We start from the raw sequence: 13,315 nt of genomic DNA, 5'->3' as shown, positions 1-13,315 counted from the left end.
AGATCAAAAAAAGGTGCTCAATGAGCACCTTTTTTATTGTTTGTTACTTTTTAGCGGATTTCTCTGCTCGCTGTCTGCGCAGCTCTTTTGGGTCAGCAATCAGTGGCCGGTAAATTTCCACCCGATCGCCGTCATGCAGAACATCAGCAAGCTTTACCGGACGGCTGTAGATACCCACTTTATTTTTACTGAGATCGATATCGGTACGTAATTCCAGCAGCCCGGAAGCGCGGATAGCCTCTTCCACCGTTGCGCCCTGCTGCAGCGTTACGCGCTGTAAATACTGTTTCTCGGGTAGCGCGTACGCCACTTCAACGACAATTTTAGCCGACGCTGACACTGTAAACCTCTTTCGCGCGAACCGTGAAGGCCTGCACCATATTTGAAGCCAGTTCTTTAAAGATACGGCCAAACGCCAGCTCGATTAACTTATTGGTGAACTCAAAATCAAGGTGGAATTCAATACGACACGCTTCATGACTCAGTGGCGTAAACTTCCAGCCGCCAATCAGCTTCTTGAACGGCCCATCGACCAGATGCATCAGAATGCTCTGATTACTGGTCAGTTGATTGCGCGTGGTGAACGTTTTACTGATCCCTGCTTTCGAGACATCCACAGCGGCCGTCATTTGTCCCGGAGTCGACTCCAGTACGCGGCTACCGGTGCAACCCGGCAAAAACTGAGGATAGGACTTAACATCATTCACTAGCTGATACATCTGTTCCGCACTGTAGGGTACTAAAGCGGTCCGGCTAATCTGAGGCATAACAATTCCCATCAATATCAATCACACAAATAATACCATTTATCACCCGCTAAAAAAAACGCTATAGCCTAACTCGTGCTAAGATAGCGCCTTGCGCCCCGCTGGATGAAATGGGGTGTTTTTCGATTCCAGATTACCTATACTGAGCGGCATTATGACGAAGAAAAAAGCACACAAACCTGGCTCAGCCACAATCGCGCTAAACAAGCGCGCACGACACGAATACTTTATTGAAGAAGAGTTCGAAGCAGGACTCGCCCTGCAAGGTTGGGAAGTCAAATCCCTGCGCGCGGGTAAAGCCAACATCGGCGACAGCTATGTCATACTCAAAGACGGCGAAGCGTTCCTGTTTGGCGCCAACTTCACGCCGATGGCGGTGGCCTCAACACACGTGGTATGCGACCCCACCCGAACCCGTAAACTGTTGTTAAACCAGCGTGAACTCGACTCCCTGTATGGTCGTATGAATCGTGATGGTTATACCGTCGTTGCGCTTTCGTTGTACTGGAAGAATGCCTGGTGCAAAGTGAAAATTGGCGTTGCGAAAGGTAAGAAACAGCACGACAAGCGCTCTGATGTGAAAGAACGCGAATGGCAGTTAGATAAAGCGCGTATCATGAAAAATGCTGGCCGCTAAACGCTACTCCCCTGTGACCAGTCTCCCCTCCTGAGACTGGTTCTTATTTTTTAGTTATCGAAACCCACACAATACATTCACCTCGTTTATAGTTTATTTATGCTGAATCGTTCAGATATGAAATAAACCCCCTGTCATTACCGTTGCGGTCTATAGTCCAATAATATAAAAGTTCAAGACCATAGCATTCATATCTACATTTATTTAATAACACTATTATTACTGTTGTTTATTATATTAGTGTTCATTTCAATAAAAACAAACCCATTCAAATACAATTATTTACCATAAAAACAACCATTAAAAGCAAACTGGAAAGTATCCTTTTCAAATGACTAATTACTTTTTTAATATGGATAAGTTGCAGAATACTTTCTTTCTGACTATATCATCTAATACGAAAGAACTATTCAGCAGAAAGGGCCCGGACGTATTTAATCAATAAACTAACATCTATGTGACCTAATCAATGAAATTACATGTGTAAATTCATCTTTATGATGAACGGAGCCCCTGTCTGCTCATTTTCCCAGCGCGCTGTTGCGGATTAATACTCCCGGCATGCCATCAGGAGTGAACATATGCGTCTACTCGCCGTTGTATCAAAATTAACAGGCGTTTCCACAAATGTTGAAGCCTCTGAAGTTACGCTCAGTTCACCTTCTATCGTGAAACTGTCTGTGTCGCGTGAGGAGGTGAGTCAACTCACGCGCGTTAATCAGGATCTGGTTGTCACACTCCGCTCAGGTGAAACCATCACTATTAAAAATTTCTACCTCGGAAAAGGTGAAGCGCAAAACCAACTTGTTCTGGAGGACAGTAATGGCGCACTGTGGTGGGTTCAGGATACTGACGGAGCATTCCATTTCCAGCACCTGGACGATCTCACACCGCTGATGACGGCCGAAGGCAGTCATGAAGGCGGCGCCGTCTGGCCGTGGGTTCTTGGCGGGATCGCTGTCGCTGGCGGGATTGGCCTCGCTGCGGGTGGTGGCGGTGGCGGCGGTGGGAGCGATAATAACGCTGGGAACGGTAATGCCGGGAACGGGAACGGCAATGGTAGCGGCGGCAACGGCGAAGGTAACGGTAACGGTAACGGTAACGGTAACGGTAATGGTGACGGTAATGGTGACGGTGACGGTGATGGCGGCACACCGCCAACGACAACCCCTAACAGGCCTGACGTCCCCGTTATCACCAGCATAATCGATAACCAGGAGCTGATTACTGGCCCTGTCAATCAGCAGGAATCCACCAACGATAATACGCCGACACTCCAGGGCACCGGCCCCGCGAATGCCACATTACATATTTTTGATAACGGCGTCGAAATAGGCAAGGTCACAATCGATGCCAACGGCAACTGGTCGTTTACGCCATCCTCTCCTCTGGCAGACGGCACACACCAGTTTACCGTCAGCGCTTCAAACGGTGCTGGCAGCAGCGGCATGTCGAACAGTTGGGAAATTATTGTCGATTCGCTTGCCCCCGACGCCCCCGTGGTCACTCAGGAAACCGACAATGTCGGTTCCATTACCGGCTTTATCGCCAATAACGGCGTAACCGACGATGCCACGCCGACGCTCACTGGTACAGGCGAAGTAGGTAGTTTCATCAGCATTTCTGATAACGGCATTCTGATTGGCATGGCCCGGGTGGATGACAATGGGAACTGGACATTTACACCGGCCATTCCGCTCAGCGATGGTGTTCACAATCTGACGCTGACGCAAACTGACGCCGCGGGTAACGTGAGCGCGGAAACGCGCGTGCCGACATTCACCGTTGATACCACCCCGCCTGCAGCCGCAGTCATTTCCTCCGTTAATCCGGAAGGTACAACGGTAACCGGTAGCGCTGAGGCGGGAAGCCTGGTCATTATCATCGGCAGTAATAATCAGGTTTTGGGTTCAACAACGGTCGGTCAAACCGGCAATTTCGTCATCGCGATTTCGCCCTCACAGACGCACGGTGAAGCGCTGATCGCGAAAATTCAGGACCCAGCAGGCAACATCGGGCCAGATACCTCTTTCAATGCCACCAACTCTGGCTACCCAGGCGTGCCCGTTATCGTCAGCATAATGGATGATTTTGCACCCTCAACCGGACCATTGAGCAATAATCAGGCCACCAATGATAATACCCCCACGCTCTCTGGCACTGCCGACGCCAACAGCACGGTGACTATTTACGACAACGGCACAATTATCGACAGCGTACTGGCTGACGGTAACGGTAACTGGACATGGACTTCCAGCTCCCCGTTATCAGATGAGCTACACACCTTCAGCGCCACCGCGACAAACCAGTCAGGTACAGGAGGCATGTCACCAGCGTTCAATATCAACATCGACACCCAGCCACCGTCGCCACCTGATGATCTCAACGTATCTGCGGATGGGACTGTCGTCACCGGAACGACCGAACCAGGCAATACCGTGGTTATCACCGGCAGTGGCGGAACTCAGATCGGCAGCGGCGTCGCCGGAACGGACGGCTCATTTACCATCACCATTAACCCACCACAGACCAATGGTGAAACCGTTGAAGCCATCGCAACCGATCCGGCAGGAAACCCAAGCCTGCCAGAAACGGCGCTTGCACCAGACATTACCGCGCCACAGCCCCCAACAAACCTGCTAGTTAATGGCACTGGCGACCAGGTCACCGGCAAGGCCGAACCCAACAGTACGGTCAATATTCTGGATCCAGATGGCAATATCATTGGTACGGCAACTGCCGATACGGATGGGGATTTCACCGCAACGCTGGTTCCGCCGCAAACCAACGGCGAGACCCTTACGGCAAATGCGACCGACACCGCAGGCAACAAGGGCGACGACGCCTCTGTCACCGCACCGGACACCACGGCACCTGATGCGCCAACCGGCGTCACCGTCGCCGGAGACGGCGGTTCTGTAAGCGGACATGCTGAAGCAGGAAGCACCGTTACCGTAAAAGACAGCAACGGTAACCCGATAGGCATAGGCCAGGCTGACAGCGGCGGCAATTTCACCGTGTCTATCGCGCCGTCGCAAAAGAACGGCGAAACGGTAAAAGTCACCGCAACGGACAGTAGCAATAACGAGAGTCAGCCTACCTCCGCGTTGGCTCCGGATATCACTGCACCAAACCAGCCAGTTATTATTGCCGTTACTGATGATGTTGACGATTTCACTGGCCCCATCAATAACAATGCGTTAACCAACGACGATAAACCGAAAATTGAAGGCATCGCCGAAGCAGGTTCGCGGGTCAAAATTTATGATAATGGCACCCTGCTTGCGACCGTTAACGCTGATAACAACGGTAACTGGAACTATACGCCCACCGCAGCACTAAGCCAGGGCGCGCACGTATTTACGGTGACGGCAACAGACGCTGCCAACAACACCAGCAGCGCCGCCAGTTGGAAAATTATTGTCGATAGCATCGCCCCAACCGTTCCAGTAATAACGTTGGTTAACGATGATGTTGGCAGCATTACGGGCAACGTTGCAAATAACGGTTGGGTCACCAACGATAACACGCCAACCCTCTCGGGTACCGGTGAACCAGGTTCACTGGTGAGCCTGTACGATGGCAGTCTGTTGATGACGGTTATTCTTGTCGACAGTTCGGGCACCTGGAGCTATACCGTTCCGGGAAATCAGGTGCTCAGCGACCGCACTCATCAGTTTACGGTATCGGCAACCGATGCTGCCGGTAATGTCATCACCTCACCCACAGTGGTCAGCGTTACCGTAGATACTCAACCGCCAGGCGATCCTGTCATTTTGGCTGCCACCGACGACGTTGGGAATGCGCCGATCGATCTGCCTTCCGGAAGCCGTTCAAACGATACCTTACCAGAGCTGAAAGGAACCGGAATAGCCGGTTCTACAATTACCCTCTATGAGGGTTCCACGCCAATTGGCAGCACAACGGTTTTACCCGCCGGCACCTGGAGTATTCAACTCAGCCAACCGCTCAGTGAAGGCGCACACAATTTATCCGCTATCGCCACGGACGCTGCAGGCAACGCCAGCAATGCCGGGAACTTTACGCTGACGATTGATACCACCCCACCAGTTGCCCCGGTTATCAGCTCCGCAGAAGGTCTGATTGGGACAAATCTACAAACGCTGAGTAACGGCAGCAGTACCAAGAGCTCGAATCCCGAACTCTCCGGAACCGGCGAGCCCGGCGCGAAGATTACGATTTATGATAATGGCGGTTCTATTGGCACCGTCACCGTACAGCCAGACGGCACCTGGACATTTACCCCAACCTCACTCGCCGACGGGCCGCATAAATTTACCGCCACGGCGACTGACGTTGCAGGCAACACGGGGATCCCGTCGGCAAGCTTTACTCTGACAGTAGACAATACGCCTCCCGCACAACCAGCCGCGCCAATCATTACCGACGATGTGGCTCCGGTAACGGGTGTGGTCACTAATGGCAACACCAATGACACCACGCCAACCTTTAGCGGCACGGGGAACGTCGGGGATCTGATTACCCTCTATCTTGCCGGTACTCCCTCATTGCAGGGAACAACAACAGTAGGTGCAGACGGTACCTGGAGCTTCACTCCGTCAGCACCGGTTGCTCCTGGTAGTTATCAGGTAACTCTCACCGCAACCGATCCAGCAGGCAACGTCAGCCTGCCATCTAACGCCATAACACTGAACATCGACACGACGCCGTCTGCACCACCGGTGATCATCGCCGCCAACGATAATGTCGGTGATGTCACGGGCGACCTTGCGCCAGATGCCGTGACTGATGACACCACACCAACCATTCGCGGTACTGGCACAGACGGGGATACCATCACCCTGTATAACGGGGGGACGGTGATCGGTACTACAACGGTGGCTGGTGGAACCTGGAGTATTACGCCAGGGACTGCGCTGGCGAACGGAAGCTACACATTAAGCGCCACCGCAACCGATCCGGCAGGTAACATCAGCAACAATTCAAACAGCATTTCGTTTACGGTTAACAACACGAAGCTGACGTTGCCGCAGGTAACGGATATCCAGGATAACGTTGGAATCTTTACCGGTTCGCTAACCAGTGGCAGCGTCACGGACGATACCACCCCGACCATTAGCGGGACCGGCACACCGGGCAGTACAGTGTTAATTTTCGATGGCAATAATCCCGTCGCAATTGCTACGGCTACGGTTGCTGCTAACGGCACCTGGAGTGTGGATGTTCCCCTCACGCCGAACGTCACTCACACACTGACGTTCGGCGCCGTGGATGCTGCAGGTAACTCACTGGCTGCAGATAACCCGCTGACGTTGATTGTCGATACCCAGCCGCCTGCAACGCCTACGGTTACCAGCGTAGATCCTAACGGGACGCTGGTAAGCGGTACGGCCGACGCCGGCAGCACCGTGATTATTCGCAGCGGTAACACCATTCTCGGCCAAGGGGTGGCAGACGGTTCTGGTAACTTTGCTGTCACCATTTCGCCAGCGCAAACAACCGGTCAGGCGCTCAATGCCATCGCTCAGGACCCCGCCGGAAATCAAAGCGACCCTACAACGTTTAACGCCGCTACCTCCAGCGTTCCGCATCCACCGACTCTTGAGATCGTTGATGACATCGCGCCCATCATGGGGGTGATTGGCAACGGTAAAACCACCAACGACACCTTACCGCTGCTGCAAGGGACGGCCACTGCTGGGGCATCGGTGACTATCTATCAAAATGGCGCATCCATCGCCACGGTAACCGCCGATGCCGTGTCTGGCGCATGGAGTTATCAGCTACCCACTGCGCTGACTAACGGCATAACCTATAACTTCACGGTTTCACAAACAGTGGACGGTACCCCAAGTGGTCTGTCGCCCAACTACGCAATCACCATCGACACCACGCCCCCGCAGGTGCCAACTATCACCAGCATTATTGACGATATTGCCCCTGGCACCGGATCGTTGGATAAAGGGCAAATTACCAACGATTCACGCCCGACGTTTAACGGAACCGGCGAAGCGGGGGCAACCATCACCCTTTACGATAATGGCATCGCTTATGCCACTACCACGGTAAACAGCAACGGATTCTGGAGTTTTACCCCGACCGCTCCGCTGGGAGAAGGCGACCATATCTTTACCGCTCGCGCAACAGATGCCGCAGGCAACCAGGGAGATCCATCCGGTGATTTCCAGATCATTGTCGATACCCTGGTGCCGAATGCCCCCTCTATTGTGACAGTCACGGACAACGTTGGTGCGATTCAGACCCTGACCTCCGGGCAGTTGACCAACGATAATACTCCAACGCTTGCTGGCGTTACCGAGGCGGATTCGCTTGTTACCATCCGCGATAACGGGGCGGTCATCGGCACAACCATCAGCGATGAAAACGGCAACTGGAGCTTTACGCCTGCGCCTGCTCTCGGTGAAGGCAGTCACTCGCTGACTGCCACTGTCACAGATGGCGCGGGCAATATCAGCCCGGCAACGCCGCCGTTTGTGGTTGTCGTCGACACACTGCCGCCAGCGGCACCGACCATTACCTCCGTAATTGACGATCAGCCCGGCAATACAACACTGACCAACGGACAACTGACAAACGATGCGCAGCCTACGCTGAACGGCAAAGGCGAGATCGGTACCATCATCACGATCCGTGATAACGGCGTCGCCATCGGTACAGCGCAGGTGGACGAGTCAGGCAACTGGCGCTTCACACCGGATGCACCGCTGGGACAGGGACAACATATATTCACCACCGTTGCCACCGATCAGGCAGGTAACTCCGGCGGAGTATCATCATCGTTTACTATTGAGCTGGACTCAGTTGCCCCGTCAATCCCGGTCATCAGTTCAGTTCAGGACAGCACCGCACCGACAACAGGCCCGATAACCAACGGGCAGACCACGAATGAATCACGTCCGGCCCTGAGCGGCACCGGTGAAATTGGCGCGACCATTACCGTCCTGAGCGATGGTCAGCCCATCGGCACCACCACCGTTGGGGCTAACGGCACCTGGAGCTTAACCCCAACGGATGCACTCAGTAACGGCCCGCATACGCTGACCGTCACCGCCACCGACAGCGCCGGTAATACCAGCCAGCCATCCAATGGCTTCACGCTTATCGTGGATACCGTGTTGCCTGGTGCGCCAGCGATTACTCAGGTTGCAGATGATGTCGGCCCGCTGATCGGTAATCTGAACAACGGTCAGGCCACGAACGATCCACTCCCGACGCTTAGCGGCACGGCTGAAGCCAATGCCACGGTAAGAGTTTACGATAACGGATCGTTTATCGGCTTTACCTCAGCGGATGGCACGGGCGCCTGGAGCTTCACGCCAGGAACCGAGCTTGGCAACGGTAACCACGCGCTGACGGTGACAGCCACCGACGCTGCCGGAAACGTCAGCCTCACGTCCGCTGGATTTAACATCGTTGTTGATACCGCCGCCCCGCTTGCGCCAACGATTATCCAGGCTTTTGATGACGTGCTACCGGGAACCGGAACGCTGTCGAGCGGGGCCTTTACCAACGACACCCGTCCCGTACTCAACGGCTCGGCGGAAGCCGGTGCCCGAGTAGCCATCTACGATAATGGCACGCTGCTGGCAACGGTAACTGCGGCGATAGACGGCACCTGGGAATATCTGCCTGCCGCGCTGGGTAACGGTCAGCATGTGTTTACCGCTATCGCCACCGATGCGGCCGGAAACGTAAGTCCCACCTCCGGCGGGTTTATTATTAATGTCGACACCATTGCGCCATCCGCCCCGCTGCTGGTCTCAGTGGTGGATGATATCGCAGGCGGCGTGTTCAATGCGGCGCTCAACAACGGACAACTGACCAACGATGCGCGCCCGACGCTGAACGGTACCGCCGAGGCAGGCAGCACCGTCAGCATCTATGATGGAAGCACCCTGCTGGGTACGGCGCTGGTGCAAAGTAATAACAGTTGGTCGTTTACCCCAACTACGCCGCTGACGAATGGATCGCACACCTTCACCGTCACCGCGACAGATGCGGCGGGCAACACCAGCAGTGCGACGGCAGGCTTTAGCGTGGTGGTCGACACCACAGCGCCGACGCAGCCTTCAATCAGCAGCATTATTGACGACGTCGGGCCAAACACCGGGGCGATTGGCGCTAATCAGCCAACCAACGACGCACGCCCAACGTTAAACGGCACCACAGAAGCCAACGCGCGTGTCGATATTTACGATAACGGCAGCTTTGTCATCAGCGTGACGGCGGACGGCAGCGGCAACTGGAGTTACACCCCAACCACCGCGCTGGCACAAGGTACCCACTCCTTTACCATCACCGCAACGGACAGTGCGGGTAATACCAGTGGCATATCGTCTGCGGCAGCGATCGTGGTCGATACCGTCGCCCCGGGCATTCCTACAGGGCTGGCGGTAAACGCCAACGGTACCACGCTCACCGGCGTTGCCGAGCCAAACAGCACGGTCATTATTACCTCCAGCGGTGGAACGGTGCTCGGCACGGCAACCGCCAACGCCTCCGGTAATTTCACCTTCACGCTGAACCCACCGCAAATCAGTGGGCAAACGCTGCAGGTCAGCGCCCAGGATGCCGCAGGCAACATCGGCACGGCGGGTAACGTTCTGGCACCGTTTACTGGCGTACCGCCTGCGCCGGTTATTGCCACCGTTCTCGATGACGTCGGTACGATCACGGGGCCCGTCGCGGCGGGCAAAACCACCAATGATACGCTGCCAACGCTCAGCGGAACGGCGCAGGCTAACGCCATCGTCAGCCTGTACAACAACGGCGTGCTAATGGGCACCACGACCGCAGACGGTAACGGGATCTGGAGCTTTACCCCATCCGGGGCGCTCAGCGAAGGTAACCACGCGTTTACCGCCACTGCAACAAACGCCAACGGCGCAAGCGGGTTGTCCAGCTCGTTCAGCGTGATTGTGGACACCACGCCACCGACCGCGCCAACGATACTGATCAGCGCCGATGGCGGCACCGTCAGCGGCGTCGCCGAAGCGGGAAGCACGGTCACTATCTCCCTGCCCGGCGGCACCAGCGTGACGGCAATCGCCAACAGCAGCGGTGTCTACAGCGTCAACCTGCCGGTTCGCCAGATTGAAGGTCAGTCGCTGTCCGCCACAGCGACCGATGCGGCGGGCAATACCTCATCGCCGACAAGCGCTATCGCACCGGTATTACCGCTGCTGGCTGAAGACAATGTCACCAGTCTGCCGCTGCAAACCGATGTCATCGTCAGCACCGATCATCAAAGCGATTATGGTTTCCTGCTGGTTAATGCGTTGGGGAATGTCGCCAACGTGCTGGGGAACGATACGGCAAGCGTTAATTTCAGCATCGCTTCTGGCGGCAGCGGGTCCATTACGATCAATGCCGCCGCGACCGGCGTGGTGCTGTCGCTGTTAAACACGCTGGAGATCGTCATCCAACGCTTTGACACCGGGCTGAATGCCTGGGTAACGGTGGTGGATACCGGGAAACCAGACTTCGCCAGCCTGCTCACCTTGGGCGCCTCGGGCGTAACGCTCAATTACGGCGGGCTGACTGGCGGTGATTACCGCGTGGTCAGTTACAACACCAACCTGCTGGCGACCGGCGCATACACCAGCCTTGATGTCTCGGTGGTGAAAGCCAGCGCAGGGACCATCATCGGCGGTACCACGGAATCCGGGAACATCATCACGGATACCGATCCCGCCAATGGGCAGGATAATGCGCCTTCCGGCACGTTGGTCACCTCCATCACCGACGGTAACGGCAACGTCGTGAATATCCCGGCGGGCGGCATTGATGTGCAGGGGAAATACGGCATCCTGCATATCAATCAGAACGGTAGCTACACCTATACCCTGACCAATACGTCAATCTCGGTGTATGGGCGCTCCGAAAGCTTCACCTACACGCTGACGCATGGCAGCGATCACTCCTCGGCAAAACTGGTGGTAACGCTCGGTCAGGCTCCAACCACCAGCACGGTAACCGCGGCAGACGATGCAGCAGTGCTGACTTACGGAACGCAGGTCATCGCGGTTGACCACTTGCCATCACAACAAACCGGCTTCACGCTCGCCAGCGTCGGACTCGGCAATGTGCTGGACGTCAGTCTGGTCAACGGTCTGACTAACCCGATTAAGTTCAACGTTGACGATGGCGCAACCCGCACGCTGACCGTACAGGCGAATGTTCTCGGCGTGACGCTTGGCGGCTTCGATCTCTATGTTTATCGCTTCAACGAGTCAATTCAGCAGTATGAGCAGTACCGGGTACAGCCAAACTGGGTCACTGCCCTACTGGGCGGAAGTTCGTCAGCGTATACCATTACGCTACCGGGTGGCGATTATCTGTTCCTGCTTAACGCTTCCGGCGGCCTGACGCTGCTGACCAGCTATACCCTGAATATTCAGGCCGATCACACCTACGCCGTCGACAGCCTGAGTGCGACAACCAATGGCAATCTGCTGGTCAACGACTCGGCTCCGGCCAATACCGTTATCACCGAAGTAAACGGTATCGTCGTTAACGGGACGGGCACTACCACTATTAATGGGCAGTACGGCACGCTGACTATCGATGCGAAGGGGAACTACACCTACACGCTAAGAAGCGGACTGGGTGCAGACGGTATCAACACCCCGGACAGCTTCGTGTATAAGGTCAGAGCACCAAACGGCGATACCGGCAGCGCCTCGCTGAATATCAAACCAACGCCGCAGCCGCTGGACGCCGTAAATGACGTCAGCAGCACAATGGCGGTAAGTACCGTTCAGGATTCTGCTGCATACGGAAGCGGCGCGCTGGGAACAGCGACAATTCCGACGCTTGGGAACAAAGCAACCGGTACAGGTTCGTTTGATATCGCGACAAATGACGTACTGAAAAGCGCCACGCTCAACTTCAACATCGGCACGCTTATCACCGTCGGTACGCTGGGCATTGCCTGGACAATCACCGGTCCCGACGGATTCTCGCTTTCTGGCTCTGTACCCGCCAGTTCCATCAGCCTGTTAGGCAGTTCAATTGCCATCTCGCTGGGTAATGCCGAGCTGGCCGCAGGCCATTACAACATCAGCTTCACCGGAACAATGGGAGGACTAGCAGTTGGCAACGTCAGCATTACGCCAAACGTCACGGGCACGACATGGCACCTCAATACCTATGACGTTAACGCCACCACGGTGAATGGCAATATTTTTGATGGCAGTGATGCCGCCGGCGCGCACGATCAGCTCTCAACCGTCCATACCCAGCTCACCGTCACCGGCTTTAACGGCAGTACTGCCACCCTCAATCCGGCCAGCAGCGCCAGTAGCGCAATAATTCAGGGTCATTATGGATCACTGACCATGAACCTGGATGGCTCATACATCTACACGCTGAAGCCGGGTGCAACCGTAGCATCGATCACCAGCAAAGAGACCTTTACCTATACGCTTAACGACCAAAACGGGCATACGGACACCGCTACGCTGACCATCAATATGAATCCGCAGATGGTAAGCACCGCACAGCATGAGGTGATCACCGGATCGGTCTACGGCGATACGCTGATTTATCACCTGCTCAACGCCAACGACGCTACCGGCGGCAACATTAGCAATGGTGCTACCGACAACTGGACCAACTTCTCGCTGGCCCAGGGCGACAAAATCGATATCGGCGACCTGCTGGTGGGCTGGAACGGGCAGAACGCTACGCTCGGCAACTACCTCACCGTGACCACCAGCGGTAACAACACGGTGATTGCTATCGACCGCGACGGTACGGGCAACACTTATCACTCAACCAATCTCATAACGCTGGAGAACGTACACACCACGCTCGATGAGCTGGTGCAACAAAATCACATTGTGCCCTGAAGCTAACGCATAACGTTAAAGCGCCATAACTACAGCCCCGGATGCCATGACGTCCG

4 protein-coding genes are annotated in these 13,315 nt (G+C 55.2%); 2 read left to right on the top strand and 2 right to left on the bottom strand.

The features are described 5' to 3' along the window. Positions 1–43 precede the first annotated feature (43 nt). Both GFC06_RS10275 and ratA read right to left on the bottom strand, forming a co-directional pair. A complete protein-coding gene (locus GFC06_RS10275) occupies positions 44–340 on the bottom strand; it encodes an RnfH family protein (protein ID WP_003839823.1) in 297 nt (98 codons plus the stop codon). Then, the gene (gene ratA / locus GFC06_RS10270; protein ID WP_003031213.1) at positions 324–767 is read right to left on the bottom strand and encodes a type II toxin-antitoxin system toxin RatA; all 444 of its coding nucleotides are present in this window, start codon (positions 765–767) and stop codon (positions 324–326) included. Before ratA ends, GFC06_RS10275 begins: the two co-directional genes overlap by 17 nt. Positions 768–921: 154 nt before the next feature. Here ratA and smpB point away from each other — a divergent pair, with 154 nt between their 5' ends. Further along, on the top strand, positions 922–1,404 hold the full coding sequence (gene smpB / locus GFC06_RS10265) for an SsrA-binding protein SmpB (protein ID WP_003031211.1): 483 nt from the start codon (positions 922–924) through the stop codon (positions 1,402–1,404). A gap of 581 nt (positions 1,405–1,985) precedes the next feature. Next, positions 1,986–13,259, top strand: coding sequence for a BapA/Bap/LapF family large adhesin (locus GFC06_RS10260; RefSeq protein WP_153690123.1), 11,274 nt, complete (start codon positions 1,986–1,988; stop codon positions 13,257–13,259). Positions 13,260–13,315: the final 56 nt, after the last annotated feature.

Source organism: Citrobacter braakii (genome assembly GCF_009648935.1).
Taxonomy (GTDB): Bacteria; Pseudomonadota; Gammaproteobacteria; order Enterobacterales; family Enterobacteriaceae; genus Citrobacter; species Citrobacter braakii.
The sequence above is the reverse complement of the archived record's forward strand: the minus strand, read 5'-3'. Positions and strand labels throughout refer to the sequence as shown.

Coding starts and splice junctions, on each gene's coding strand:
- ratA (WP_003031213.1), bottom strand. CDS start 767: ATGCCTCAGATTAGCCGGACCGCTTTAGTACCCTACAGTGCGGAACAG.
- smpB (WP_003031211.1), top strand. CDS start 922: ATGACGAAGAAAAAAGCACACAAACCTGGCTCAGCCACAATCGCGCTA.
- GFC06_RS10260 (WP_153690123.1), top strand. CDS start 1,986: ATGCGTCTACTCGCCGTTGTATCAAAATTAACAGGCGTTTCCACAAAT.